Below are 25,635 nucleotides of genomic sequence, written 5' to 3' on the forward strand. Positions count from 1 at the left end.
TTACACATCGCGGAGGTGGCCTGTGGGCTTACAAAAGGGTTTTACATTAATAGAAATCATGGTGGTAGTGGTGATCATCAGCGTGCTGATAGGTCTGGTCGCGCCTAATATTTTAGGGCGGGTGGATGAAGCTCGGGTGACCGCTGCCAGGGCCGATATCGCCACCTTGGAGCAGGCCTTAGATATGTATAAATTAGATAACCACCATTACCCCAGTACCGACCAAGGCTTGCAGGCATTAGTGGTTAAACCCAGCGGTGAGCCTCAGGCTAAGTCTTGGCGGCCTGAGGGTTACTTAAAAAAATCGCAGTTGCCGCAAGACCCCTGGGGCGGTGAGTATCAATATCTTAGCCCCGGTAGCAGCGGAGCCTATGACCTGTATTCCCACGGTGCCGATGGCAGAGAGGGCGGTGAGGGTTATGATGCTGATATAGGGAATTGGGATACGCCGTGAGCCAGCTCGCGCCAGTGAGGCATAGCGTCGGCATTAGCCAAAAGTCGCAGGGCTTTAGCTTAATCGAAATCTTATTAGTATTGGCCCTGCTGGGTATACTACTGGGCTTGTTTAGCGCCAACTTAAGCCCCAGCCCGCAACAGCAACTAAATCGCGAAGCCAAACGGCTACAGGCCGTGTTGCAATTTGCAGCTGATGAGGCGGTTATGCAAGGCCAGGAACTGGCCTTAGCGCTGCCCGAGCAGGGCTATCAAATACTGGGGTTTAACCCGCAAAAATCAGCATGGCAGGCCTTGGAAGATAAGGCATTTAAGGCCTATCAACTACCCAGTGCTATAAGTTTGCAGCTAAGTTTACAGGACCAAGCCCTTAGCGATACTGAGCGCCAGCAATTACAAAAACTAAAAAAACAGCAGCGCAATGAGCTGCCTGTCCCGGTCATTGTGTTGTTAAGCAGTGGCGAAATCACTGCCTTTGAGTTGCGCCTAAGCTCGGCTGCCATCAATAGCGAAAGTATTGTTTATAGTGATGGCTTTAATGGAGTGGCGTTGCGATGAGGTTGCGCTGGCGCGGTTTTACCTTATTAGAGGTGTTAGTGGCCTTGGCTATATTAGCCATCTCGGCCATGGCTATTAGTAGGCAAATAGCTAATGGCCACAGTCATCAGCAACAACTGGCCTATAAAACGACCGCCATGATAATTGCCGAGAATGAATTGGCCACGCTGATGCTGAGCGAACATTGGCCAGCACTGGGGCGCGAAGAAAATACCCTGCAATGGGGCGGTTTGGATTGGCAGCTAGAGCGTGAGGTGGCCGCTACCTCGGAGCCCTGGTTGCGGCAAATAAATATCAAGATACGCATGGCGGGCAAGGCTGGCGATTTAGTTAGCTTGGTCGCCTATAGAGGCCGCTACTAATGCGGGCGCGGTTAAAGCTGGGTCAGCAAGGCCTGACGTTAATCGAGGTGCTTATTGCCTTAAGCATATTCGCTTTAATCGGGCTGGGCTCTGGGCGTTTACTGAGTACAGTCATAAGCTCACAACAAATAAACCAAGAGCACTCGCAGCAGCTGGCCAGCTTGCAGCGCAGCATGAGCGTGATAGACCGCGATTTACAATTTTTTGCTGATAGGCCCATACGCGCCGGGGCTGATCAATTGGCCAGCTTGGTTTTGGCCGAGGATTATAGTTTGGAATTAACCCGTGCGGGCTGGCGTAACCCCCTGATGTTAGAGCGCAGCCAGTTACAGCGCGTGGCTTATGATGTGGGCTATCACCCGCAGCGCGATGATGCTAGCAGCCCTCATTATCAGAGCAATGTGCGCTATTTACGTCGCCATTATTGGCCTCACTTAGATAGGGTAGAGCGCAGCCAATCGCCCATTACCCAGCTGTTAATGGCTAATGTAATTGCTTTTGATGCTCAGGCGATTAGCGATCAGGGCAGCCACAAACAATGGCCTATAAAGCTAAACAGTCAGTCCCAAGATGTACCTGAGCTTAAAGGCTTAGCGATGAGCATTACACTGAAAGATACGGCGTTATTATCTCGCGTCTACAGGTTTAACTAATGGCTAGGCGGGTGGCTCAACAGCAGGGGGTAGCCCTGGTCAGCGTGTTATTGGTGTTTGCCTTAATCACTGTGATTGCCAGTGAAATATTGGCGGTAAATTATCGCGACATTAAAAAAACACAGCATCAATTCAGCAGTAAGCAGGCCTATTATTATGCGCTGGGTGGGGAGTCACTGGCCAGGCAGTTGCTATACCGAGATATGGCCAGCAGTACTAATAAAAGTGATGGCTTTAAAGATACCTGGGCGCAGCCATTGGAGAGTTATAATATTAACGAGGGCACGATGACCATAGAGATTATCGATTTACAAAGCCGTTTTAATATTAATAATTTGCTGAGCAGTAACGATGCGGCTGACCCCGTTTATTTACAGGCTTTTAAGCAGCTGCAGGATCAACTAGACACTCAGCCCAGCATCGCGCCAGCGTTGGTGGATTGGTTGGATAGTAATCAGCAGCTAAGTGCTGGCGGCGCTGAAGATTTAGCCTATAGCAATAAGACTAGGCCCTATTTGGCCGCTAATCGAGCGCTTTACGATAAAACCGAGCTGCTCCTGTTAGAGGGCTTAAGCTATGAGGCCTATAATGAATTGGCCGAACATGTCAGTGTGTTACCGCAGGGTAGTAAAATTAATCTCAATACGGTGACTGGTACGGTGTTAAAAGCCTTGGTTCCGGCATTAAGTGCCAGCGAACTGAGCCAGATAGAACAATTACAAAATCAAGGTGGTCTAGAGAGCACAGCGGCATGGTTCAATAAGCCTTTTGCTGCCAAACTTAAAAGCCAGGCAAGCTTGTTTTCGGTGAGCAGTGAGTACTTTGAGGTCAGGGTAAAAAGCCTTTATGATGGACGGGTTGCCCTGCTAAGCACAACGCTACATCGCAATGCTAATAAGAGCGAAATTCGCATAATGAAACGTCACCATGATCAATAATTCTCAGCATAGCCTGATCATACGCATCACCACACTCGCTATAAATCAAGATAGTGAGTTGCAGTGGTTTTTATTTGATCACTCACAGCAGTTAATACAAAAAGGTTGTGATGCTTTGGCGTCTATCAAGGAAGCCTTGCCCGCTGCGATTAGGGCCGAGGTTGCCATACATGTGATAGTGCCCAATGATGCCGTGTTGTTGGCGAGGGTGAATATACCCAGCCGCAACCAGCGCCATATTAAACAAGCCCTACCGTTTGCCATAGAAGAGTTTATCGCCCAAGACTTAGAAAAAGTGCATATGGCTATGCCGCAGCAGCTGGACCCCAGCCATGAGCAAATAGATGTAGCTATTATTGAGCACAGCCTGTTAATTTCATGGTTGGATTTATTGCACCATCATCAGCTCAGCCCACAAACCATGGTGATAGACACGCTTTGTGTGCCTATAGAGCCGCAACAGCACAGCGTGTTAATCGATGGCGAGCAGGTTTTGTTACGTTTAGGTTTATACCATGGTGTGAGCTGCGAAAGAGCCAGCTTTAATGCTATCTATAGCCAGCTAATCGCAGAAAATTTTACTGAAGATAACGCACCTGTTTTACAGTGTGTTTACAGTCAGGCAGAGTCTGAAGCAGAGGCTAGCCTAAACTATCAAGGCGCTGTTAAAGAAAGCTTTTATAAAGAGGCGGCTAGTGAAATTTTAGCCGCTAATTTACTTAAGCAGGGTGCTGAACAGATTAATTTATTGCAGGGCGGTTATAAGCAGGGCAAACAAGAGAGTGGGGGCTTTGAATTGTGGCGGCCTACATTTATCGCGGCGGCAGCCAGCTTGCTGTTGTTTGTTATCAGTCATTTAGCCAGCGCCTGGTATTTTTCCTGGCAGGCTGAGCAATTGCGCCAAGAAAGCATTAGTTACTATAAGCAATTATTCCCTAACGAGCGGCGGGTGGTTAGCCCTAAACGGCAATTGCAAAACCATTTGCGTTTAATTAGCAGCGGCGAGGGCGGGGCTTTTTTGTCTACCCTGGCTGCCATCTCAGCAGAATTCAAACCCTATACTCAGACTGGACAGATTGCAGTAAAACAATTGGCCTATACACAGGATAATCATTTATTGCGCTTTGAATTAAGTAGCCAAACCATAGAGCAGCTGGATAGCTTAAAGCAGCAGTTATCCGCTATAGGCATTAAAGCGGTAATAGGTTCCGCCCGTGCGCAAGAAAATACGGTGATCAGTAATATGACGGTGGAGGCACAGCCATGAACCTTGCAGATTGGTATAGCCTGCCGCTAGTGCAAGCCTGCATGCATCGCTACCAGCAATTATCAGAGCGAGATCAGCTGGCAGTAAAAATATTAAGCGTTTTCTTATTTATTATTGTAATAGTTTACGGGGTGATAGTTCCCTGCATAGACTATAGCGCCAGCGCTAAACAACAGTATCAGCAAGCGCAAGCCGATTTACAGTGGATGAAAACCAACACCCCTGCCAATTTAGCTACCGCACCCCGCCGTAATCCCAACGAGTCTATTTTGGGCATAGCCAGTTCCAGTGCTAAAAAATATTATATAGAGTTTCAGCGCTACGATGCACAGGATGAAAATACCCTGCGCATCAATATAGAGCGGGTGTTGTTTAAAAACTTAGTGCTGTGGTTAGAGTATTTAGAAAAACAACACGGTATTAGTTTGTCCAATATTAATATAGAGCAGCAGGGCAACCCCGCCTATGTTAATGCCCGCGTGGTGATTAAAGGTTAGCTATGTATAAAGAGTATTTTGGCCTAAGCGAGCTGCCATTTTCTATAGCGCCTGACCCCAGCTACCTCTATATGAGCGACAAGCATAGAGAAGCGCTGGCGCATTTAATTTACGGGGTGGGTGACCAGGGTGGTTTTGTAGTGCTAACCGGCGAGGTGGGCACCGGTAAAACCACGGTGTGCCGCTCGGTGTTACAGCAGTTGCCAGAGAACGCTAATATCGCTTTTATAATCAATCCGCGGCAAAGCATTAATCAGTTGCTGCAGTCGATTTTTTCAGAACTTAGCATTCCCTATCGCGAAGGTATGACCAGCAAGGCCATGATAGATAGGCTTAATGCCTATTTGCTGGGTGCCCATGCCGAAGGCCGCAACACTATTTTAATTATTGATGAGGCGCAAAACCTGGCAGTAGATATATTAGAGCAGCTGCGCCTGCTGACTAATTTAGAAACTGATGAAAAAAAATTACTGCAGCTAGTGTTATTGGGTCAGCCTGAGTTAAACGATATTCTCGCTCGCGACGATATGCGTCAGTTAGCGCAACGCATTACGGCTAGGCATCATTTATCACCCTTATCTAAAACGGAAGTGGCCGAATATATACAGCACCGCTTATCTGTGGCGAAGTGCCATAGTGAGATTTTTTCGGCGGCAGCCATAAAAAAAATCTATAAGTTTAGCGGTGGGGTGCCACGCTTAATTAATTTAATCTGTGATCGCTGTATGCTGGGTGTGTATTCCAGCAATGCGGCAATAGTGGATGGCAAGGTGGTTAACAAAGCGGCCAATGAAATCTTCAGCCATCACAGGCTAAAAAAATCGTGGCCTAGGCCTTTAGTGTACGCCTCGGTAATGGCGCTAATGATTTTGCTATTGACCTTTCTCATCAAAAACAACTATCTGGCGGTTAGTGTGGGTAATGCTAGCTTAAGCAACGCTGTGGCCAACCCTCAGCCTAGCGAACAGGTTGAGGCTTTATAATGTCGTATATTTTAGATGCCTTAAAAAAATCTGATCAGCAGCGCCAGCAGGGTGCAGGCCCTAGCTTGCAAACCATACATCGCCCTGTGTTGGTCAGCAGCGACAGCCCCTTACTCAAGTTGATACTGTCTTTACTGCTGTTATTGCTGTTTGCGCTGGCGGTGGCTGGTGCTTGGTATTTTTTCTATGCCAATAAGTCTATGGCCGTACTTGATCCGCAGGCTGTGAGTGAGCCAGCGGCAAAGCCCTCGGTTGCCAGTAGCCCGCTACCCCAGGCTGAAACGGTGGCCGTGGTTGAGCAGCCTCCGGTTACGTCTTTAAACGCATCGGCTATACGCTTTAATGACTTGGATGCTAATACCCGTACAGCCATACCTGGGTTAACCTTTTCTTTTCATGTTTATTCCGACAACCCCAGCCTGCGCACGATTATTATTAATAACCGTCGGGTCAAGGAGGGGGCCTTGGTGGAAAAAGATTTGCAGTTAGAAGAGATTACACCACAGGGTGTGGTGTTAATTTGGCAAAACCGAGTACGATTTAGTATTGATGTGGTTGAATCCTGGTAAACCACTCGTGATGTTGCTGCGGCCTTTACTAAGCCGAGCTAGTTCTTTTTATTTTTTACAGTTGATGAGTTGTTATGAAAGGCGTAATTCTAGATTTTGATACGCTAGCCGCAGAGGATTTGCAGTTAAGTGAGTTAATGGCGCAGTTGGATGATTGGTCAATTTACCCCAGTACCAGTCCCGAGCAAGTGCAAGAGCGCATAGCGGCAGCCGAGGTGGTGTTGAGCAATAAGGTAAGACTCGATGCTGAGACGATAAAGCAAAATCCGCAATTAAAACTCATAGCGGCTATGGCTACTGGCACTGACCATATTGCGGTAGCACAGGCCAAGGCCCAGGGCATAGTGGTTTGCAATGCCCGTGCTTATTCCACCGCCAGTGTGGCGCAACACACTATCACCTTAATGCTGGCCCTAAGTACCCGTTTATTGGATTACCATCAGGCTGTGCAGCAGGGGGCTTGGTCTAAAAACCACTTCTTTTGTTTATTGGATTACCCCATACAGGAGTTGGCTGGTAAAACCTTGGGGCTAATCGGCTATGGTAACTTGGCGAAAAAAGTTGCAGCTATAGCCCAGGCCTTTGATATGGAGATTATCATAGCCGAGAGTTTAACCGGCGATAAAAGCCAGCCCGGCAGGTTGCCGCTCAATACGGTATTGGCGCAGGCCGATATCATTAGCTTGCATTGTCCTTTGAGTGAACATACCCGCAATTTGATCACTGACCAGCAGCTGGCGCTAATGAAAAGCACAGCCTTATTAATCAACACCGCTAGAGGTGGCATAGTCGACGAGTCCGCTTTGGCGCAGGCACTTAAAAGCGGTGTTATAGCAGGCGCGGCCATGGATGTATTGGCCACCGAGCCTCCTGCGGAAGATAGTGTTTTACTGCAAAAAGATATACCCAATCTGATTATTACACCACATAGTGCTTGGGCCAGCCGGGGCTCTAGGCAGCGTTTGGTTGATCAGTTGGCCGCTATAGTCAGTGCCTATAAAGCGGGTGACCCTATACAGCAGGTTTAGCTTATGAATCATTGAGAAATTGATTTGTGTCAGCACTTTTTTAGGGGTATTGTTTTACACTGCTATTCTTTCTTACCGGCTTGTTAACAGGAGTGTGTTATGTCCAGCAGTATTACTAAAGTGTTTGTGGTGGTAGACCCCAGTATTGATAAGCAGGTGGCGTTAGAGCGGGCTATTATCACCTCTCACTACAGAGATAAAGATGCGGTACAAATTCAGGTGTTTGTTGGCGTGGATTCTGAGTCGGCCAATATGCGTGCTAATAACGACAACCTGCACCGCGATCAAAATTGGTATATAGAAACGATCAAAGAGCCGCTAGAGGCTGCTGGTTTAAGCTATAGCGTGTCTTTTTCTTGGTCTTTAGAGTGGCAAGAGTCCATCTTGCAAGAGGCTAAGCATTTTGGTGCCGAAACTATTTATTTGCCAGTGCAGAAAAAAACCAATAAGCGTCGTTTCACTTTTAGTGAAAACAAGTGGGACTTGTTAAAAACGGCTAACTGCCCAGTGGTGTTAGTGCGTCCTGATGCTAAAACTGAGCGCAAGGTGGTATTGGCTGCGGTTAATTTCCAAGCTGAAGATGAAGATCACAAAGCGCTTAATGCTCGCATTATCGAAAGGGCTAAGTGGATAGCTGAATCCTATGGCGCCAACCTGCACTTGGTGAACGGTTATAGAGATTCTATGAAGTACCCTGACCGTGGTAATTTGGTGAAAAAATCAGGTGTGGCTAGCGATAAAATACATGTGCTACAAGGTTACACCGATGAGGTGGTTGCCGAGGTAGCGACCAAGGTTAACGCCGATGTGGTGGTGATGGGTACGCTAGGGCAAACAGGTAAGGTGAAAACTCGCCGCGGTAATACCGCAGAGCGGGTTATTGCTAACTTGGATGTGGATACTATTGTGGTTAACTAATATTGTGAATGAAATGATCAAAAGGGGCGATTTTATCGCCCCTTTTTGTTTTCTTGTTAATGGGTTCGTTTTGGGTGGGGAGCAAGGCCGTTATTGCTAAGACGCGCCGTAAACAGCTAGCTTGCTTGTCATATCCAGCAAATAGGCGGTGTTAAAACTATCCCCGTTACCTTTTATACTGTTCTCGCAAATCCTGCATCTGCTGATATTTTTCCCCAGACAACGCCTCACTCTCTATATCATTAGCGAGGATTTTAGGGTGTATAAAAATCATTAAATTGCGCTGCAGTGTTTGGGTGCTGGTGCTGGTAAACAGGGCACCTAATATGGGTAGGTCACCCAGTAAAGGTACTTTATCTACTCTTTCGGTTTGCTCATCACTAATCAAACCACCTAAAACCAAGATGCCGTCGTTTTGTACTTGTACTTTGGTTTTAATACTGCGTTTATTGGTGACTATATCGGTGGCTGCTGAGCTGCTGTCACTAATGGTTTCTAACTCTTGCACTATATCCAGAGTAACGGTGTTGCCGTTGTTAATTTGTGGGGTGACTTTTAGGCTCAGGCCTATGTCTTGCCTTTCTATAGTGGTGAAGGGGTTGTCGCTAGTATTATTGTTGGTGAGTGCCTGGCCGGTAATAAAAGGCACGTTAGAGCCTACCAATACCTCGGCCTCTTGGTTGTCCAGAGTCACTAGTGATGGGGTGGAGAGTATATTGGCATCTACCTCTGAGGCTAGCGCATTGATTAAGGCGCGCAAGCTGCCGCCGCTGTAGTAGCCTACGGATAGCCCACCTGATAATAAGACCTCACCGGTGCTTATATTTAACTGTTTTAAACCAAAACTGGTGGCGGCTTCGGTGCCAGTACCGGCGTCAAAGCTGGTGTTCCACTCTACGCCTAGCCTTTGTGAAACATCTTCACTGACTTCAACAATAATGGCCTCTACTAAGACTTGGGCGCGGCGTATGTCAATTTGCGCTACCACTTTTTCCATAGCGTATAAAATATCGGGCGGCGCGGTGACGATTAAAGCGTTGGTGGTGGCACTGGCTGCGACATTGATGGTTTGGCCTTGGATATTGTGATTTTTATTATCGGTTGCTAAGGCCTTGGCCATATTTTGTAATATGGGCAGCATTTCATCGGCATCGGTGTAATGCAGGTATATAACCTTGGTGTTATCGGTGCTGCTAATCGGTTTGTCTAGTTGGGCGATCAGTTGTTTAACGCGTTTTTCAATAAGTGGATCACCGGTCATTAAAATGCTATTAGAGCGCTGGTCGCTGGCTATGGTAAAGCTGCTGTTATTGTCACTGGCAATTAGCGAGTTGATTACCGCGGCCACGGTATTGGCCGAGGCGTATTGTAATTTTAAGGTTTGTATTTGCAGCTCTTGGTCTTGATCGAGTTGCTGTATCAAGGCCACTAAGCGGTGTATGTTGTCGTAGGCATCGGCAATAATCAGCTTGTTGCTGCCGGGTATGGCGCTAAGGTGACCGCTACTGCTAACCAAGGGGCGCAGGGCGTTTTGTAGTTTCTCGCTGTTTAGTGCTTGGCTTTGGTATACATATAAAGCCTGTTGGCTGCCTTGGTTATTTTGAAAATTACTAATAACACTGCCCGCTGTGGTTTTTGCGGCGGCGCTGGGAATAATGCGAACAATGCCACCGCTTTCGACGGCAGCGTAGCCATAAACATTGAGCATGGCTAAAAACACATGGTAGGCCTGCTCTAGGCTCATGGGTACATTGGCTAATATACTTACCTTGCCGCTAACTCTTGGGTCGATAATGATTTTTTTTTGGGTCTGTTCAGCCATCCACTGTATTACCGAGACTATCTCTGCCTCGCGCATATTGAGGGTGATCAGCTGATCGCTGTTGGCTGCCGGGCTGTTGTTATCAGCCACAGTATCTTGCGCTGTACTGTAATTGCACAGGGTGATAAGGCAAATAAAAACTAACAACCGGTAGTAGCGTGGGTTCATAAGGCTGGGTGTTTATCAGTTAATGCTGTGGGCCGCTTTATTTATCGTTATAGCTGTTGTTATTATTGCAGGGGTTTTTGTATTAGTCATTGTTTATTAAAGTTAGTTAATCAAGGTTTAATCTATGTCGGCGCCACTTGCAGCAAAACAATGTGATAAGCCTTTGCGTGAGCAAATCGCAGTCGTTGCTGAGTTTCATGTTTACCGCATACACCCCGTTCGCATAGCCTACCGCACCGGTATAGAGCTGGATTTAATTAAGGGCTTGATCGCCGGGCAACGGGATGTGCGCTGGTTTCAGCACTGCTTGCGTCTGGCCAGGCAGGCTAAACGTGCCAGCAGCCTGAAAGCTTCCTTGAAATTACAGGGTACCAGCAGAAAACAGCTGCAAGATAAAATCGAAGCGGAGTTTGCCCAGCCGCTGTAGTTAATCCCTTTTGCCATAGCTTTTAAATTGCTCTATGGCGGCAGCTATTTGTTGCTCGGTTAGATAATTTACCTCACCTATACTCAGCGCCAGCACATATTGTTGAGCTAGTGCTTCCACCTCTATGGCTAAGGCAAACGCCGAGCTTAAGTTTTCACCGCAGGCTATCATGCCATGGTTGGCTAATAGGCAGGCACGGTAGTGCTGCATACCTGCCAATATTTGTTGCGCCAGTTGCTCGCTGCCAAATAGGGCGTAAGGCACTAAGGGGATTTCACTACCCCCGGCAATGGCCACCATATAGTGAAAGGCGGGGATGTTGCGTTGGGTGCAGGCTAATGCGGTGCAGTAACTGGGGTGGGCGTGGACTATAGCCTTATGCTCAGGCCGTTGCTGATACAGTGCGGCATGAAAATGCCATTCTGAAGAGGGTGGATAGTTATTGTTGCCTATAGCCTGCCCCTGATAATCAATTTTTACTAAGTCTTGTGGCTGCAACTGATCATAGGCCACAGCTGAGGGGGTGATTAGCAAGCCCTGCTCGCAACGCAGGCTGATATTACCCGATTTACCTAGGCTGAGGCCGCTACTGTTGAGCTGCTGGGCGTAGTGCAGCAGCTGTTGACGTTGCTCTGTTTCACTCATGGTAATTGCTCCCGCAAGCTGGCTAAGGCCTTGCTGTTGGCCTGCACAACGCCTAGCTCAGTGATAATGGCGCTGACCAGCCGAGCCGGGGTGACATCAAAGCCATAGTTGGCGGCGGGTGAGTGTCTATTAACAGTAACTGTGCGGCTAATACCTTGCTCATCCAGGCCGCTAATACTTAACACCTCAGCACTATCGCGTTGCTCTATGGGAATTTGTTGAACACCATCGTCGATTTGCCAGTCTATGGTGGAGCTGGGTACCGCGGCATAAAAGGGGATGTGGTTATCGTGGGCGGCCAAGGCTTTGAGGTAGGTGCCTATTTTATTACACACATCGCCATTGGCGCTGGTGCGGTCGCTACCTACTATACACATATCGACCATGCCCTGTTGCATTAGGTGGCCGCCGGTATTGTCGCAAATAATAGTGTGGGCTATACCCGCTTGCTGCAGCTCCCAAGCGGTGAGATGCGCTCCCTGATTGCGGGGGCGGGTTTCATCCACCCATACATGTACGGGTATACCTAGTTGCTGAGCCTTATAAATAGGCGCTAGGGCGGTGCCCCATTGTATGGTGGCCAGCCAGCCGGCGTTGCAGTGGGTGAGTATATTGATGCAGCGCTGTTTTTGCTGATACTGCTGTTGAATCAGCGCCACACCGTGCTCGCCTATAGTTGAGCAGTGGGCTATGTCTTGCTCGCGCAGGCTCTGGGCCATAGCTAGGGCGGCAGCAAAAGCGGTCGCGGGCTGCGCTGTAATGGCCTGCATGACCTTATCTAAGGCCCATTGCAGGTTAATAGCTGTAGGGCGGGTGGCCAGTAGTGCTTGATAGGCCTGTTCAGCATTGGCCTGGGGGCGGTTGAGCGATAAAGCCAAGCCAAAGGCTGCGGTAATGCCTATTAGCGGTGCGCCACGTACCTGCATGCTGGCAATAGCTAGGCAAAAATCCTCTAGCTCTAACAGCTGTACGCGTTGGTAGTGGTGGGGCAGCAGGGTTTGATCGATAATCCATACCGATTGGCTACTGGGGTCATAATCTAGCGTGGTAGCGCCAGAGTGAACGGTGGGGGCAGTAATAATAAAAACCTCTTAACAAGCCATGGCCTGATATTTTTGTTAATATCCGCGTTTTCGTCAATATGGCAGCAGTGCCTAGACGAACTCACCTTATTATCTCAGGTTTTACGTCCCTATGTTCTCAGCAATGCCATTAAATGAGCGTTTATTAAGAGCGTTACAAGAGCTAAACATAAAAACTCCTACCGAAGTGCAGCAGCAGGCCATACCTGCCGCTTTGGCTGGTAAAGATTTACGGGTGAGTGCAGCAACAGGCACGGGCAAAACCATTGCCTTTTTGGTGCCAGTATTACAGCCCATGTTTGAGGGCAAGGCGGCTATTAGCGAGGGCAGCCGTTGCGTGATTTTGGCGCCTACCCGCGAGCTGGCCAAGCAAATTTTTAAAACCTGTAAAAGCCTGTGTCGTTATAGCTATTTAAAAACGGCGCTAATTATTGGTGGTGAAGACTTTAAATATCAACAAGCCTTACTGCGCAAGGACCCGGAAATTATCATCGCCACACCGGGACGCTTATTAGAGCATTTGCAAAAAGGTTCGGCGCTATTATCACAGCTAGAGTTTTTAGTGCTGGACGAAGCCGACAAAATGCTAGAGCTGGGCTTTTTTGATGATGTTACTGCTATCGCAGGCCACAGCAGTGAGCAGCGTCAAACCTTGTTATTTTCAGCTACGCTAGAGCGCCGAGGCATAGCTGAGCTATCTGCCGATATTTTGTCTGAGCCTGAAACTATACAGGTAGACAGCCATAGGCAGCAGCATAAAAATATTCAGCAGCAAGTGATTTTGGCGGATGATTACGATCATAAAAAGAACTTATTGCACTGGTTGCTGAGTAATGAAACCTATGGCAAGGCGCTGGTGTTTACCAATACCAAAACCGACTCTAATCGTGTTAGAGGTTTTTTACGTGGTAAAAAATACCGCGCCGCGTCGATTAACAGCGATATGTCGCAGGAAGATAGAACGGCAACCATGACCAGCTTTCGCAGTGGTGCCACCCAAATTTTAGTCGCTACCGATGTGGCCTCGCGGGGCATAGATATTAACGATATAGACCTAGTGATTAATTTTGATATGGCTCGCAACGGCGATGACTATATACACCGCATAGGTCGCACCGGTAGGGTAGAGCAAAAAGGTTTAGCGATTAGTTTTATCACCGCCCGTGAGTGGAATCTTATGGCGGCTATAGAGCGTTATATTACGGTGAGCTTTGAAAAACGTACTATTAAGCCCCTGGCGGGCAAGTACAAAGGGCCTAAAAAATTAAAAAGCTCGGGTAAAATCGCCAGCACCACTAAGCGCACTAAAACCAAGGCTGCCGACCCCAAAAAGAAAAAGAAGAAGAAAAAAACCGGTCCCAGGCCATCAAAACCTATGGACGGTTTTGCGCCCATGAAAAAGAAAAAATAAGCGCGTCTAGTTGTGAGTCTAGTTAATCATTACGATGCCATAATTATTGGTGGCGGCGCCTCGGGGCTGTTTTGTGCGGGCTTGGCGGGTCAGCGTGGCTTACGGGTATTGGTGCTTGATAGCAGCAATAAAGTGGGCAAAAAAATTCTGATGTCTGGCGGTGGCCGCTGTAACTTCACTAATTTATACGTCACGCCCGATAATTATTTATGCCAAAACCCGCATTTTCCCAAGTCGGCTTTGTCTAGCTATAACCAGTGGCAATTTATAGAGCTGGTAGAGCGTTATCAAATCCCTTATCACGAACGCAAGCACGGTGAATTATTTTGTGATGATAGCGCTAAAGACATACTGAATATGCTCTTGGCCGAATGTGAGTTGGGGCAGGTGGCTATTAAAACTCGCTGCACTATTAATACGGTAAGTCATCAGTCTGAGCAGGGTTTTAACTTAGTCACATCGCTAGGTTCATTTAGCGCCAAATCGCTGGTAGTAGCCAGCGGCGGTTTATCTATACCAACCATGGGAGCAACGGGCTTTGGCTATGAGCTGGCCCAGCAGTTTGGTCACAGCTTATTACCCCGAACCGCAGGACTGGTGCCTTTTACTTTTAGCGATCATATTAAAGGTATTTCTGAGCGCCTGTCGGGTTTGGCTGTTGACGTGGAATTATCTACGGCCAATACCAGTTTTAGAGAAAATGTGTTGTTTACACACCGTGGTTTAAGTGGCCCGGTGGTTTTACAGTTGTCCAACTACTGGCAGCCCGGCGCGCTTATTACTATGAACTTATTGCCGGATAGCGATATAGCGGCTTTATTGCTGAACTATAAAAGCCAGCATGCTAAAAGCTTATTGCGCAATTTATTATCTCAGCATTTAGCCAAAGCCTTGGTGGCCGAGCTGCAGACCTTGTTTTGGCCGCAATATGCTGATACAGCTATGGCGGAAATACCCGATGCGGTATTAAAAACGGTAGCTGAAAACTTATCCGCTTGGCAGTTAAAGCCCTCAGGCACCGAGGGCTACCGTACCGCTGAAGTAACTTTGGGTGGTGTTAACACCGATGAGTTGTCGTCTAAAACCATGGCCAGTAAAAATCAGCCGGGCTTATTTTTTATAGGTGAGGTAGTGGATGTGACCGGGCATTTGGGGGGCTTTAACTTTCAGTGGGCCTGGGCTTCGGCCTATGCCGCGGCCCAGTATTTATAGTGCTATTTAAATAACAGTAATCGCTAAAAGTATCACTTAGCGTTTTCGTTTTCTTTTATTTTTACTCTCTTCCAGCCGTTGTTTTTTCTTGGCCGCTTTGGCTGCTAACATAGCCTGAACCTGTAGCTTTTCTTGTTCTACCATAGTAGGCGTTTCTAAGCTGATGCCCCCCAGTGTGCCAGCCCGTAATTCATTGAGAAAAATAGTAGAGACGCGCTCTAGGTCAACTTGGCCACCAGCTCGTAAGCAGCCGCGTTGGGCGCCTAGCTGTTCTAGAAAATCCAGCTCGGAACTGGGCACTTGTTTTAGTTTATAGCGCTCTAGCAGCCTGTCGGGATAGTGTTTGATTAAATAATCGGCGGCAAAAAAAGCTACGTCATCGTAGCTCATGGCGGTGTCTTTAATCGCGCCTGTGGTTGCCAACCTGTAGCTGCTGTTTTCATTGTCAACTTTGGGCCACAGTATACCTGGGGTATCTAATAGCATAATGCCATTGCGTAGGTTGATACGCTGCTGACCTTTGGTGATGGCGGGTTCGTTGCCGGTTTTGGCGACGGCGCGGCCTGCTAGGCTATTAATTAAAGTGGATTTACCCACATTGGGTATGCCGGTAATCATGGCCAATATATCTTTGGCTTTGTGCTCTTTGTGAGGAGCTAACTTGCGGCAGAGATTAATAATTTGTTGATTTCTATCTAGCTGCTCAGTGCTGATGGCTAAGGTTTTAGTTTGCTCTTGGGCCTCGTAGTAGTTTTGCCATTGCTGGGTGATTTCTGGATCCGCCAGGTCGCTTTTGCTCAATAGTTTTATTGAGGGTTTATCTTTACGCAGACTTTCTATGGTGGGATTGGAGCTGCTATAGGGGATGCGAGCATCGAGTAGCTCAATAATAATATCCACCTGCGGTAGCACTTCGGCCATTTCTTTACTGGCTTTGTGCATGTGACCGGGGTACCAATGTATAGACATAAATAACTCTAAGATTAGGGGTTAGCTGTATTGCTGGCTAATACTGGTGGCGCTATAGTTTTTGCAAAACGCTAGCAGGTCTTGGCTGGCCAGAGGCTTGCTGAATAAGTAGCCTTGACCGTAATTGCATTTACAACTGCGTAAAAAGTTTAGTTGTTCCTGGGTTTCTACGCCCTCGGCGACCACGAGATAATTAAGTTTATGCGCCATAGCAATCACTGCGGCGGTAATTTCCATATCGTCTTTGCTTTCGGGTATATCAGAGACAAAGGAGCGATCGACTTTGATGATATTAACCGGCAGCTGCTTAAGGTAGCCCAGCGAAGAATAACCAGTGCCAAAGTCATCTATGGAGATCAGTATGCCTAGCTGTTGGATTTGCTTGAGCTTGATGATTACCTCATCAATGTTCTCCATTAAGATGGACTCGGTTAGTTCTATTTCAAACTGATGGGCTGGTATATTGTTGCGCTGCAGTTCATCTTTTATATGGCTGATGAGGCTTTCGTCTTGAAATTGCTTGGCGGAAATATTAACCGTCATGACTACATTGTCAGCAACCAGCTGCTCCTGTATTAGGCTTTTTAATTGCTCACAGGCTTTGCTAATCACTAAGCGGCCTATGGGGATAATTAAGCCGGTATCTTCTGCGGTGTTGATAAACTGGTCGGGGGGGACAAAGCCGCGCTTGGGGCAGGTCCAGCGTATTAGCGCTTCAAAACCTGTTAACTTATAGCTGTTAAGGCAGAGTTGAGGCTGAAACACTAGGTGGAATTCTTCATTGCTAATGGCTAAGCGCAGGTCGCGTACTAAATCCAAGTGAGTGACTAATTTTTGATTAATATCATCGGTAAAGAACTGGTAATTGTTCCTGCCGGTATCCTTGGCTTTGTACAGGGCCATATCGGCCTGTTTGATGAGTTCTTCAGCTTGGCTGCTATCGTCCGGGGCCATAGCTATACCCAAGCTGGCAGAAATTCTAAACTCGTTTTCTTGTAGCTGTATGGGGCGGTGTATAGCCTCAATAATTTTCTCGGCAATAGTAGAAATGACTATGCTGTCGTGCACTATGGGTAAAATAATAGCGAACTCATCGCCGCCTAGGCGCGCGACCGTATCACTGGACCTAACGCACTGTTGTAAGCGCTCGGAAATAATAGTTAGTAGCCTATCACCAGCGTCGTGCCCCATAGAGTCGTTAATCTCTTTGAAGTGATCAAGGTCTAGTAGGATCAAGCCTAGGCTGTGCTTACTGCGCGACAGATTGTTTAAAACATGTTCTAAACGGTTTCTAAATAAACGTCTATTAGCTAGGCCTGTAAGGGTGTCATAAAAGGCCATGTGTTCTAATTGAGTTTGTGCCTGCCGTATCTCTGTTACATCATTGATAGAGCCTAAATAGCCTAAAATCTCATCACTGTTGCCGCGTAACACACCGACATGGCCGCTAATCCATTTTTTTTCTATGCCATTGATGCTGCAGTTAATATTAATGGGAATATGGGTGCTCATCATGGTGTTGAATTGTGCTTTTAAGGCTGCACGGTCTTCAGGTTCAACCACCGATAACCAGGATTCTTTTAATATTTGGGTAATGGGCAGGCCGGTGATGTAAGACATTTCTTCGTTGGCAAAGGTGCATTCGCCCTGTGGGTTGAGCTGAAAAATACCTACTTTTGATGAGGCGCTGATTAGCCGAAACTTTTCTTCACTCTCGCGCAGTCTATCGTGCTCATGTTCAATAACATTGAGCATATGGTTAAAGGAGTCGACTACGCCGCCAATTTCATCGTCATTAATTTTTTTTGCCCGCAAAGAGTAATCATCAACTTGGGCAACTTTTCTGGCAGTAAGCCCCAGGTCGCGCAAGGGGCTAATAAGTTTGAAAGAAATAATTTTGGACAGCCACAAAGCGATAAAACTGGCGACAATAATAATCACTAGAAATACTTTAAAGCTCTGTTGGGTTCTGGTGCTTAGCTCAGATAGTGACGTTTTGACATACAGATAACCAATTATCTCTTTATCGGCTTTAATTGGGTGAATAAAGTCTATAAAGCGGCCGTGGCTGGGCTCAATAATTTTAATGGCCTTGGGTTGTGTGCTAGGGCAAAAAATTTTGTCATTGGGGTAGCTGGCTAGGGTGCTGGTGGCGGGTTGAGGAGGGGTATTAACCCGATAAATACAGGCACCTATAATACTGCTGCGATAGGATAGTGGGTTGAGATTGTTTAGGGCAGATTGCTTGTCGTTAAATAAAACCGATTCTACACTGCGGTTGCTAATCACCGAGGCTAGTAAGCTGACTTCATCACGCAGTAATGATTTATAGGTGTTTTTGTCGTAAATATTAAGCGCAATCATAGCGATGATTAGGCTAATAATACTGGTCGTTAGGCAGGCTGCAGTAAGTTTGACCGCTAGCGGCTGGTTGTTAATAAAATTTAGTCGCTTCATTCAATGATACTACAGGCTAGTTTTAGTTATCACGTGGGCGGCCACTGATGCTGTATTATTGGGTGTATGCTGGTATAGCTACAGCGATTATAGACGATAAAAGCTAATTATTCAGTTTTAAAGTATTGCTTAAGTATTTGTTTATAGTAGAAATACGCAGTAAGCTTTAGCTGATCAATCGTTTACTCGCTAAGCGCTATAATAAAACTAGTATTTGTCGGCCAAATTAGCCGGTACTAAAGCCTGGGTGATCAATAAACCGCCTGTGGTTGCCGGGGCTAATAAGTCCTATGAACTACCACGTTTGTTTAGTTGTTAGCCTACCCAGTTAATAAGCATGTGATAACTATGATGCAGCCAGAACTTTCTATGCAAACCGATGTTATTAGTGGCCGTATCAAACAGCAGTGGCTGGATAAGCTCTGGCAGCATTTGTTTGATGGCGAGGATAGCGGACTGCTTAGTCCTGGCCAGATCCGGCGTGAACATCGCAATAGACATGAGGTGAGAAAGTTGGAGATGGCGGCCATTTTTGAGGCCGAGCAAGATGTAAACTTAATTCATCAAGGCCTAAAGTGTATTGATAGCCGCGGCAAGCTCATCGATACCCCGCGTATTGATACGGTGGCTACTCACTCAATTATAGAAAATAGTAGCATAGATGAGTTTACCGATGTGGGTAAGCAGTCATCTGCCTCCATGTTGGAGTCCGCCGCCAAAGAGGTGGGTATCAGGGATTTGGAGCGCGCCTTGAACCTGCGCAAAATCATATTGCTAGCTGAGGCTGAAATCTATGCGGCCGATGATCGGCCTGTTAGTCAGTTTAGTGTTTCGGCAGAGTGGATGATTTGTTGGAAAAGCATCGCTCAAGATGTATTCAACCCCGAGATGCAAACTATCCTAGCACGCATGCTAATACAGGAAATTGCTCAGCCCAACAGCTACGCTATGAGCAGTATTTATATGCTACGTCAGCTCAATGCCGATGATTTGGAAATGCTGGCCATATTGAGTAAGTTTAGTTTTGGCCAGTTTATCTTTAACGCCTCGCAAGGCTATTTTGACGCCGAGCTATACCATAAACTACTGGAGAGTATGGACGATTTGGGCTTGATTTCAGGTTATGGCATGGAGCCCATGCTGAAACAGGTCAAATCACAAAGCCCCCATTATTTTGAGGCTTTTTTACCCTGTGGTAACAAAGCTATGCGGGTGCAGGCCGAGCAGGCTGATAAAAGTTTGTCTTTACCTATCTTTAAGGTTAGCCGCGCAGGTAGGGAGCTGATGTCATTGCACTCTACGACTACCGATTTAGCCTACTTATTTGAAGTGGCAGCTTTTATCAAGCGCCAGGGCTTTACTGTGGCCCTGGGGGAGTGGAAGGTTGATCGCAGTGGTGAGCATTTTGATGAAAAAATGCCCCTGTAAAGTCTAATCGTTTAAAAAGTTTAACACCTTATCGGCTTGATCCAGCGTGTCCTTAAAGCCCATTTTGATTAAGTCGCGGGAAAACTGCTCAGTAAATAATAAATAGCTCGCAATATTGACGCCGCCATCATTCCTGCCACTGCCCGACATCTTAAGAAAAAAGCGCACTGTTGCCGGTAGCTCATTAATATGCTCTGTAGCCATGGCGTCTATATCTTGTGAGGGCGAGATAACAAAGGATCTCACTTTTCTTAGTTTATGCTCGGGCGAATGGCCGCGGGCGTCGCTGCAGTTATCCACTAGGCGGTTGATGGTCTCTAGGTTTTCTATATCGTTCTCTAAACTATCCACAAAAGCGCTGTTAAGTAAGTGGCCTAGCACTTGGCCAAAAGCGGGTGAGTGCACGCGCCTAGGTGGCTTGTCATAGATTTTTTTATGGCCATTGGCGGAAATAATCAATATTTTATCGGCGCCTAAATGCAGCGCCGGGCTGATAGGGTTCATTTGCCGTAGCGCACCATCACCATAGTAATTGCGGCGTATACGCTGCGGAGGGAATATGGTGGGTATGGCTGAGGAGGCTAGCAAGTGTGGTAGCTGCAGTGGGGTGGGTATACCCTGGCGGCGCCAGCGCTGCCATTCGCAATTGGCGGGTCCACCTTGGAAAAAACTATCGGAGCTGCCCTCGGTATAATTCATGGCGGTTACGCAGGCGGCGGTAATATTACCCTGGTGGATATTTTCGCTGATGCCGGCGAAATTGATTTTTCTTTTTAGCAGTTTACGCAGCGGGGCATTATCCAATAGCGCTACAGGCCTACCCACGGCGATACCGGCGTTGAATAGGGATAAGGCCAGGCGCCAGGCATTAAAGCTTAAGCCGATGAGGTCGCTGCGGTATACATGTTGATGGCTTAGCTCTAACCATAAGTTTTCCAACCAGGCACTGGCATTAACAAAGCCGTCGGTTCTGCTGGCTAGACCTATGGCATTAAGTGCCCCAGCACTGGTGCCACATAAGATGGGAAAGGGGTCGCGGCTTTGGCTGGTCGGTATGATGGTGGCCAGTGCTTTGATTACGCCCACTTGATAAGCCGCACGGGCACCGCCACCGGGCATTAATAGGGCAGTTTGTTTGGTGTTAATTGATTTGGGCAAAGACTATACTCGGTTTAATTCTGATTATGACTAACAGTGTACTAATAATTAACCAGTTTGCCATGAATTTGAGTGCTGCTCTATGCAATTTTACTCCTTAGAAAAACTTATTAACTTGCATGACGGTTATAGAAAACAAATAAAAATCGACCATCATAATCTGCTGTTAATACAAAATGCTGGCACGGTCTATTTGTTAGAGAGCCTATGTCCGCATCGCGGCCACCCCTTATCGGAGTCGGATATCAGTACCGATAAAATACGCTGCCCCTTACATGGTTATGAGTTTGCCATCGCCGGGGGGCGGTTACTGCACTACAGTGAAGAGCCTTGTAGGGCGTTAAAAACCTATGAGCTTAGCCATCAAGGTAATGAGTTGGGGGTTTGGCTGTAGGCATTAGTTAGCATTTTGTATCAGTATGTAGATAGCGTTGCCGCTGCGTGTGCTGATGGTGCCCGGCTGTTGCGCGTGTTGCCCTTCTAAAGCCAACCACTCATCTAAATTGACAATACGGCTGTTGCTGATACGGCTACGCTCACCGTTTTGTAATTGGTAGAGCTTGTAGTCTAACTGTACCTGCTGTGGGCCCAAGCTGCGCAGCTGTATGCTGAGGCTGTGATGCTTATGGTCTTGGTTTGCCAGATGAGCCCCGTGTAAAGCGCCGTAATAGCGGTGTACTGCCACCACATCTCGGTGTTGCTGAGCATACTCAACGGTCAAGGTTTCATCGCTGGCCAAGCTATAGCGCTGGGCGAGCTTATTGCTGCGGGTGGAGTAACTGCTGTGATTGGCTTGTTGTGGGCTGCTGCTAAGGGTGACGATAAATTGTTGTATGGGTTTATCCATAATGGCCAGTAGTTCAGCTATTTCGCTGGCTTGCTCTGCGCTGGCAGCGCGTACCACTAGCTGTTGTTGCTGGCTGCTAACCCGTGCTTGCGGGTAGAGTTGCTCTATGCGTTGTTGCAGCTGTTGCGCATGGCTGTGTTGGGGCTCGTAGATGACGGTTGTGCTTGCAGCCATCACCCATTGGTTGCATAGCAATAGGGCAATAACTATAAGGTGGTTCAGCCTAGCGGCTTTATAAATCCAACAATCTAAAGTCGTTATTGGCATTGGCCTGCCCCCATAGTATTTCAAAGTGGTCAATTTTGCTTTGCGCAACCGGCTTATTATTAAAGTCAGCCCAAATCGTTTCGGGGTTTACCAGCGATTGGACTATCACCCCGCAGTCATCGGCCAGCACTAAATTATCACTGACGCCCGTATCATCGCTGAGCTGTTTAATAGCTATGGATGAGGATAGTTTACGCTGCAGTTTTAATAAACCGTGGCCACGTTTAATTACAGCTTGGCTATCTATCAGTAAAAGTTTGATGCTGCTGTTACGGTGCCGGCGAGCCAGCGCAGAGACGGCATCGACCAAGGCTTGGTTGTCAAAAACGGCGGGATTTAAGTTGTAATCCAAAATTCGTAGCTGCCTGCGGCACTGCTGAGCCATAGTGAGCACGGTGTTTTTGTGTTGCGACACAAAAAATTTACCGTTACTGATACCCAGCTGCGGCTGCGGGCTAAGCTTTTTGCGCATGTGGATGTGGGGGATGCCCGCCTCGTGGTATTCGGCCCCCTCGCTGACAAACCCCGCTTTTTGGTAAAAGCCCAAGGCGTGGGTTTGTGCAGATAAATGTACTTCGGCAAGGCCCAGTTGTTGTTGGGCAAAATCCATAGCGGCTTGTAATAGTCGCAAACCAATATTTTGCCCGCGGGCAGTTTTAGCAATGGCCATGCGCCCTAGGGTGCCGGTTTTGAGCAGGCGGGCGCAGCCTAATACTTGTTGTTGTGGGCCGTAGGCTAACCAGTGATAAGCGTCTTCGTCATCAGCTTGCCACTCTAACTCTGCAGGCACTTTTTGTTCGACTACAAATACTTGCTGGCGCAGTGCTTGTAGCTCGGGCTGATGTTGTTGCCAGCTGACTTGTTTAATCAGTATCGTCGTCATAAAAATATAATACGCCGCTATTAAAAAGTGACAATATTAAAGCTTTATTTTCTTCGCTGTTCAGCATATCGCTGAGGCTGCTGCTGGGGTAGTGCTGTTGATTACACAGCAGCTGTATTAACTCGGCGCTGGCTGGGCTGCTGGCAATATGCTTGCCATCGACAAAAAACGCTAAGCCCTGCGCGGTACTGGTATAGGCCAGCCTAGAGGCTGGGTTTTTGTAGGCGTAGGGCTGAGTAGTTAGCTGGTTATTTAATTCGCTGAGGCTCAGGTCCAGGCTTTCGTCTTCGTGCAGCTGTGGGTATTTGGGTTCAGTCATATACTGGCCAAACCACTGAGCGATGGCGGCGGGGTTGTTAAGTTGTTGCTGCAACACTGCCTGTATATATTCAATGCTGGCAGCATTGATTTCACCGGGCGGCTGGTTGGAGGCTATGGCTGGATCTTGAAAACGCTGCTGCTGGTTGAGCTGAGCTAATTGAAAATCGCAAAAATGCGACAGTATTTCGCTGTGGCTGGGGGCGCGAAAGCCCACCGAGTAAGTCATGCAGTCTTCACCTGCTCCCACACCCCAGTGCGCGTAGCGCGGAGGTACATAGAGTATATCGCCAGGGTTGAGCAGCCACTCTTGTTGGCTATCAAAGTGTTGCAGGATTTTGAGTTGTTCATGGGGGATATGGGCTTCACTGTCATGGCAGTATTGACCCAGCTGCCAGCGCCTTTGCCCTAAGCCCTGCACTAAAAAAACATCGTAGTTGTCGTAGTGTGGGCCTACCGAGCCGCCATCGGCAGCATAGCTGACCATGATGTCGTCTATGCGCCAGTAGGGGATAAAATTAAAGTTATCAATCAAGCTGGCCACCTCGGGCATCCAGTGATCTACCGCCTGTACCAGTAATGTCCACTCGCGCTCGGGCAGTGCTTCAAAATGATGGTCCTCTAAGGGGCCGTGGGTGAGCTGCCACTGTTGATCGGCGCCTACGATTAAGCGTGACTCTATGTCTTCTTCGCAAGCCAGGCCCGCCAGCTCATCAGGTGAGAGCGGGCTGTGAAAATCTGGCAGGGCATTGCGTATGAGCAAGGGCTTTTTTTGCCAGTAGTTTTTTAAGAAGTCGTCTTTGTCAAAATTGCTTAGCGTCATAGTGGTGGCTTCGTGAACAAATAATCTAAAAAAAGTAAGCTAACAAGTCACTTAAAAAAGTCATTTAAAAAAAAGCCCCGCTATGCGAGGCTGAAAAAGATAATGCGTTATTAAATGCGCTCTGCCTGGGCTATGGCGTTGCCTATATAGTTGGCCGGGGTTAATGCGCGTAGGCCAGCTTTGGCTTCTTCGGGCATATCCAGTGTTTCTATAAAGGCGGCTATGGTTTGCTGGTTGATAGCCTGGCCGCGGGTTAGCGCTTTTAGCTTTTCATAAGGTTCTTCTATGTTGTAGCGGCGCATGACGGTTTGTATGGGTTCGGCTAAAATTTCCCAGCTGTTTTCCAGGTCTTCTGCTAGGCGTTGGGCGTTAAGTTCTAGTTTGCCCAGGCCTTTTAAGGTGGCGGCATAGGCGATAAGGCTGTAAGCCATACCTACCCCCATATTGCGCAATACGGTAGAGTCGGTAAGGTCGCGCTGCCAGCGCGAGATGGGCAGTTTGCTAGCCATATGTGACAGCATGGCGTTGGCTAGGCCTAGGTTGCCCTCTGAGTTTTCAAAATCTATGGGGTTAACTTTGTGCGGCATAGTGGATGAGCCTACTTCACCGGCTACTACTTTTTGCTTGAAGTAACCTAAAGAGATGTAGCCCCAAATGTCGCGATCCAAGTCAATTAATATAGTGTTAAAGCGAGCCTGGGCATCAAATAGCTCGGCGATATAATCGTGTGGCTCGATTTGGGTGGTATAGGGGTTGAAGCTTAGGCCTAGGCTTTCGATAAAGCTTTTGGCGTTTTCTTCCCAGTCTATATCGGGGTAGGCGGAAAGGTGGGCGTTGTAGTTGCCTACCGCGCCGTTGATTTTACCCAGTAGCTCTACCTTGGCAATTTGCTCGCGCTGTCTGCGCATACGGGCGACGACGTTGGCAAATTCTTTACCTACTGTGGAGGGGCTGGCAGTTTGGCCATGGGTACGTGACAGCAAGGGGACGCTGGCAAACTGTTTGGCTTGTGCAGCCAGAGTATCGATAATGGCGTCTATTTCAGCAAGTACCACCTCACGGCCTTCGCGTAGCATTAAGGCATGGGAAAGGTTGTTAATATCTTCTGAAGTACAGGCAAAGTGTACAAACTCGGTAACGGCTTTAAGCTGGGCGTTAGTCTCTATTTTTTGCTTGATGAAGTACTCAACCGCTTTAACATCGTGGTTGGTGGTAGCTTCTATGTTTTTTACGGCTTGGGCATCTTGCTCAGAAAAATTATCAACAATGCTATTAAGCAGAGCGTTGGCTTGCTCATCAAAGGCGGGGACTTCAGCAATCTGCGGGTGCTGGGCCAGTTTTTGTAACCAGCGTATCTCTACGGTTACGCGGTTTTTGATTAAGCCAAACTCGCTAAATACAGTGCGTAAGGACGCAGTTTTGCTGCCGTAGCGGCCATCTATAGGTGAAATTGCGGAAAGCGCAGATAAATCCATGGTGTTAAATCTCACTG

General features: G+C 47.6%; 26 protein-coding genes. 16 read left to right on the forward strand and 10 right to left on the reverse strand.

Annotation, left to right across the window (positions count from 1 at the left end):
- Positions 1-22 precede the first annotated feature (22 nt).
- The 11 genes from gspG to NO559_RS03420 all read left to right on the forward strand — a co-directional run bounded on the left by gspG (position 23) and on the right by NO559_RS03420 (position 8,226).
- Positions 23-454 (forward strand): type II secretion system major pseudopilin GspG, encoded by a 432-nt coding sequence (gene gspG, locus NO559_RS03370; RefSeq protein WP_258330379.1) that lies wholly within the window; start codon positions 23-25, stop codon positions 452-454.
- The gene (gene gspH / locus NO559_RS03375) at positions 451-1,011 is read left to right on the forward strand and encodes a type II secretion system minor pseudopilin GspH (RefSeq protein ID WP_258330380.1); all 561 of its coding nucleotides are present in this window, start codon (positions 451-453) and stop codon (positions 1,009-1,011) included. The genes gspG and gspH overlap by 4 nt, the downstream gene beginning before the upstream one ends.
- Positions 1,008-1,373, forward strand: coding sequence for a type II secretion system minor pseudopilin GspI (gene gspI / locus NO559_RS03380; protein WP_258330381.1), 366 nt, complete (start codon positions 1,008-1,010; stop codon positions 1,371-1,373). The genes gspH and gspI overlap by 4 nt, the downstream gene beginning before the upstream one ends.
- Positions 1,373-2,026, forward strand: a complete 654-nt coding sequence (gspJ, locus tag NO559_RS03385; protein ID WP_258330382.1) for a type II secretion system minor pseudopilin GspJ — start codon at positions 1,373-1,375, stop codon at positions 2,024-2,026. Before gspI ends, gspJ begins: the two co-directional genes overlap by 1 nt.
- Positions 2,026-2,964: a type II secretion system minor pseudopilin GspK gene (gene gspK, locus NO559_RS03390; RefSeq protein WP_258330383.1), complete on the forward strand. Its 939-nt coding sequence runs from the start codon at positions 2,026-2,028 to the stop codon at positions 2,962-2,964. The genes gspJ and gspK overlap by 1 nt, the downstream gene beginning before the upstream one ends.
- Positions 2,954-4,231 (forward strand): type II secretion system protein GspL, encoded by a 1,278-nt coding sequence (gene gspL, locus NO559_RS03395; RefSeq protein WP_258330384.1) that lies wholly within the window; start codon positions 2,954-2,956, stop codon positions 4,229-4,231. Before gspK ends, gspL begins: the two co-directional genes overlap by 11 nt.
- Entirely contained in the window at positions 4,228-4,728 is a 501-nt protein-coding gene (locus tag NO559_RS03400; protein WP_258330385.1) for a type II secretion system protein M, read from the forward strand. Before gspL ends, NO559_RS03400 begins: the two co-directional genes overlap by 4 nt.
- Positions 4,729-4,730: 2 nt before the next feature.
- Positions 4,731-5,711 (forward strand): ExeA family protein, encoded by a 981-nt coding sequence (locus tag NO559_RS03405; RefSeq protein ID WP_258330386.1) that lies wholly within the window; start codon positions 4,731-4,733, stop codon positions 5,709-5,711.
- The gene (locus NO559_RS03410) at positions 5,711-6,280 is read left to right on the forward strand and encodes a general secretion pathway protein GspB (RefSeq protein ID WP_258330387.1); all 570 of its coding nucleotides are present in this window, start codon (positions 5,711-5,713) and stop codon (positions 6,278-6,280) included. The genes NO559_RS03405 and NO559_RS03410 overlap by 1 nt, the downstream gene beginning before the upstream one ends.
- 74 nt (positions 6,281-6,354) lie before the next feature.
- On the forward strand, positions 6,355-7,308 hold the full coding sequence (locus NO559_RS03415; RefSeq protein ID WP_258330388.1) for a D-2-hydroxyacid dehydrogenase: 954 nt from the start codon (positions 6,355-6,357) through the stop codon (positions 7,306-7,308).
- Between the two features lie 99 nt (positions 7,309-7,407).
- The gene (locus tag NO559_RS03420; RefSeq protein ID WP_258330389.1) at positions 7,408-8,226 is read left to right on the forward strand and encodes a universal stress protein; all 819 of its coding nucleotides are present in this window, start codon (positions 7,408-7,410) and stop codon (positions 8,224-8,226) included.
- Between the two features lie 166 nt (positions 8,227-8,392).
- Here NO559_RS03420 and gspD read toward each other — a convergent pair whose 3' ends face one another.
- Positions 8,393-10,216, reverse strand: coding sequence for a type II secretion system secretin GspD (gspD, locus tag NO559_RS03425; RefSeq protein ID WP_258330390.1), 1,824 nt, complete (start codon positions 10,214-10,216; stop codon positions 8,393-8,395).
- Positions 10,217-10,340: 124 nt separating this feature from the next.
- On the opposite strand from gspD, the gene NO559_RS03430 reads away from it, so the two are divergent.
- Complete coding sequence (locus NO559_RS03430; RefSeq protein ID WP_258330391.1) at positions 10,341-10,643, forward strand: hypothetical protein; 303 nt, start codon at positions 10,341-10,343, stop codon at positions 10,641-10,643.
- Here NO559_RS03430 and NO559_RS03435 read toward each other — a convergent pair whose 3' ends face one another.
- Both NO559_RS03435 and mtnA read right to left on the reverse strand, forming a co-directional pair.
- Entirely contained in the window at positions 10,644-11,288 is a 645-nt protein-coding gene (locus NO559_RS03435; protein ID WP_258330392.1) for a class II aldolase/adducin family protein, read from the reverse strand.
- Positions 11,285-12,370, reverse strand: a complete 1,086-nt coding sequence (gene mtnA / locus NO559_RS03440; RefSeq protein ID WP_309149056.1) for an S-methyl-5-thioribose-1-phosphate isomerase — start codon at positions 12,368-12,370, stop codon at positions 11,285-11,287. The genes NO559_RS03435 and mtnA overlap by 4 nt, the downstream gene beginning before the upstream one ends.
- A gap of 112 nt (positions 12,371-12,482) precedes the next feature.
- On the opposite strand from mtnA, the gene NO559_RS03445 reads away from it, so the two are divergent.
- Together NO559_RS03445 and NO559_RS03450 are read left to right on the forward strand one after the other, a co-directional pair.
- On the forward strand, positions 12,483-13,781 hold the full coding sequence (locus tag NO559_RS03445; protein WP_258330393.1) for a DEAD/DEAH box helicase: 1,299 nt from the start codon (positions 12,483-12,485) through the stop codon (positions 13,779-13,781).
- A gap of 12 nt (positions 13,782-13,793) precedes the next feature.
- A complete protein-coding gene (locus tag NO559_RS03450) occupies positions 13,794-14,993 on the forward strand; it encodes an NAD(P)/FAD-dependent oxidoreductase (protein ID WP_258330394.1) in 1,200 nt (399 codons plus the stop codon).
- Positions 14,994-15,029: 36 nt separating this feature from the next.
- Here NO559_RS03450 and ylqF read toward each other — a convergent pair whose 3' ends face one another.
- Both ylqF and NO559_RS03460 read right to left on the reverse strand, forming a co-directional pair.
- Positions 15,030-15,962 (reverse strand): ribosome biogenesis GTPase YlqF, encoded by a 933-nt coding sequence (ylqF, locus tag NO559_RS03455; protein ID WP_258330395.1) that lies wholly within the window; start codon positions 15,960-15,962, stop codon positions 15,030-15,032.
- A gap of 21 nt (positions 15,963-15,983) precedes the next feature.
- Positions 15,984-18,419: an EAL domain-containing protein gene (locus NO559_RS03460; protein ID WP_258330396.1), complete on the reverse strand. Its 2,436-nt coding sequence runs from the start codon at positions 18,417-18,419 to the stop codon at positions 15,984-15,986.
- A gap of 348 nt (positions 18,420-18,767) precedes the next feature.
- Between NO559_RS03460 and NO559_RS03465 the strand changes: the two genes are divergently transcribed.
- Positions 18,768-19,847 (forward strand): DUF2806 domain-containing protein, encoded by a 1,080-nt coding sequence (locus NO559_RS03465; protein ID WP_258330397.1) that lies wholly within the window; start codon positions 18,768-18,770, stop codon positions 19,845-19,847.
- 3 nt (positions 19,848-19,850) lie between these two features.
- Here the strand turns inward: NO559_RS03465 and NO559_RS03470 are convergent, their stop codons facing one another.
- Entirely contained in the window at positions 19,851-21,005 is a 1,155-nt protein-coding gene (locus NO559_RS03470; RefSeq protein ID WP_258330398.1) for a patatin-like phospholipase family protein, read from the reverse strand.
- An 82-nt stretch (positions 21,006-21,087) separates the two neighbouring features.
- Here NO559_RS03470 and NO559_RS03475 point away from each other — a divergent pair, with 82 nt between their 5' ends.
- Positions 21,088-21,399, forward strand: a complete 312-nt coding sequence (locus NO559_RS03475; RefSeq protein ID WP_258330399.1) for a Rieske (2Fe-2S) protein — start codon at positions 21,088-21,090, stop codon at positions 21,397-21,399.
- 3 nt (positions 21,400-21,402) lie between these two features.
- On the opposite strand, the gene NO559_RS03480 is transcribed toward NO559_RS03475, so the two are convergent.
- The 4 genes from NO559_RS03480 to purB form a co-directional block, all read right to left on the reverse strand.
- Positions 21,403-22,026, reverse strand: coding sequence for a hypothetical protein (locus NO559_RS03480; protein WP_258330400.1), 624 nt, complete (start codon positions 22,024-22,026; stop codon positions 21,403-21,405).
- A gap of 58 nt (positions 22,027-22,084) precedes the next feature.
- On the reverse strand, positions 22,085-23,002 hold the full coding sequence (locus tag NO559_RS03485; RefSeq protein ID WP_258330401.1) for a GNAT family N-acetyltransferase: 918 nt from the start codon (positions 23,000-23,002) through the stop codon (positions 22,085-22,087).
- A complete protein-coding gene (locus NO559_RS03490; RefSeq protein ID WP_258330402.1) occupies positions 22,983-24,143 on the reverse strand; it encodes a cupin domain-containing protein in 1,161 nt (386 codons plus the stop codon). The genes NO559_RS03485 and NO559_RS03490 overlap by 20 nt, the downstream gene beginning before the upstream one ends.
- Positions 24,144-24,253: 110 nt before the next feature.
- Positions 24,254-25,618 carry an adenylosuccinate lyase gene (purB, locus tag NO559_RS03495; RefSeq protein WP_258330403.1) on the reverse strand — a complete coding sequence of 455 codons (1,365 nt, stop codon included), beginning with the start codon at positions 25,616-25,618 and terminating at the stop codon, positions 24,254-24,256.
- Positions 25,619-25,635: the final 17 nt, after the last annotated feature.

This window comes from Dasania sp. GY-MA-18 (genome assembly GCF_024734385.1).
GTDB classification, from domain to species: Bacteria; Pseudomonadota; Gammaproteobacteria; order Pseudomonadales; family Dasaniaceae; genus Dasania; species Dasania phycosphaerae.

Excerpts from the sequence above, each read along its gene's own strand:
- gspI (WP_258330381.1), top strand. The coding sequence starts at position 1,008 with ATGAGGTTGCGCTGGCGCGGTTTTACCTTATTAGAGGTGTTAGTGGCC.
- gspJ (WP_258330382.1), top strand. The coding sequence starts at position 1,373 with ATGCGGGCGCGGTTAAAGCTGGGTCAGCAAGGCCTGACGTTAATCGAG.
- gspK (WP_258330383.1), top strand. The coding sequence starts at position 2,026 with ATGGCTAGGCGGGTGGCTCAACAGCAGGGGGTAGCCCTGGTCAGCGTG.
- gspL (WP_258330384.1), top strand. The coding sequence starts at position 2,954 with ATGATCAATAATTCTCAGCATAGCCTGATCATACGCATCACCACACTC.
- NO559_RS03400 (WP_258330385.1), top strand. The coding sequence starts at position 4,228 with ATGAACCTTGCAGATTGGTATAGCCTGCCGCTAGTGCAAGCCTGCATG.
- NO559_RS03405 (WP_258330386.1), top strand. The coding sequence starts at position 4,731 with ATGTATAAAGAGTATTTTGGCCTAAGCGAGCTGCCATTTTCTATAGCG.
- NO559_RS03410 (WP_258330387.1), top strand. The coding sequence starts at position 5,711 with ATGTCGTATATTTTAGATGCCTTAAAAAAATCTGATCAGCAGCGCCAG.
- NO559_RS03415 (WP_258330388.1), top strand. The coding sequence starts at position 6,355 with ATGAAAGGCGTAATTCTAGATTTTGATACGCTAGCCGCAGAGGATTTG.
- NO559_RS03420 (WP_258330389.1), top strand. The coding sequence starts at position 7,408 with ATGTCCAGCAGTATTACTAAAGTGTTTGTGGTGGTAGACCCCAGTATT.
- gspD (WP_258330390.1), bottom strand. The coding sequence starts at position 10,216 with ATGAACCCACGCTACTACCGGTTGTTAGTTTTTATTTGCCTTATCACC.
- NO559_RS03430 (WP_258330391.1), top strand. The coding sequence starts at position 10,341 with ATGTCGGCGCCACTTGCAGCAAAACAATGTGATAAGCCTTTGCGTGAG.
- NO559_RS03435 (WP_258330392.1), bottom strand. The coding sequence starts at position 11,288 with ATGAGTGAAACAGAGCAACGTCAACAGCTGCTGCACTACGCCCAGCAG.
- NO559_RS03445 (WP_258330393.1), top strand. The coding sequence starts at position 12,483 with ATGTTCTCAGCAATGCCATTAAATGAGCGTTTATTAAGAGCGTTACAA.
- ylqF (WP_258330395.1), bottom strand. The coding sequence starts at position 15,962 with ATGTCTATACATTGGTACCCCGGTCACATGCACAAAGCCAGTAAAGAA.
- NO559_RS03460 (WP_258330396.1), bottom strand. The coding sequence starts at position 18,419 with ATGAAGCGACTAAATTTTATTAACAACCAGCCGCTAGCGGTCAAACTT.
- NO559_RS03465 (WP_258330397.1), top strand. The coding sequence starts at position 18,768 with ATGATGCAGCCAGAACTTTCTATGCAAACCGATGTTATTAGTGGCCGT.
- NO559_RS03475 (WP_258330399.1), top strand. The coding sequence starts at position 21,088 with ATGCAATTTTACTCCTTAGAAAAACTTATTAACTTGCATGACGGTTAT.
- NO559_RS03480 (WP_258330400.1), bottom strand. The coding sequence starts at position 22,026 with ATGGCTGCAAGCACAACCGTCATCTACGAGCCCCAACACAGCCATGCG.
- NO559_RS03485 (WP_258330401.1), bottom strand. The coding sequence starts at position 23,002 with ATGACGACGATACTGATTAAACAAGTCAGCTGGCAACAACATCAGCCC.
- NO559_RS03490 (WP_258330402.1), bottom strand. The coding sequence starts at position 24,143 with ATGACGCTAAGCAATTTTGACAAAGACGACTTCTTAAAAAACTACTGG.
- purB (WP_258330403.1), bottom strand. The coding sequence starts at position 25,618 with ATGGATTTATCTGCGCTTTCCGCAATTTCACCTATAGATGGCCGCTAC.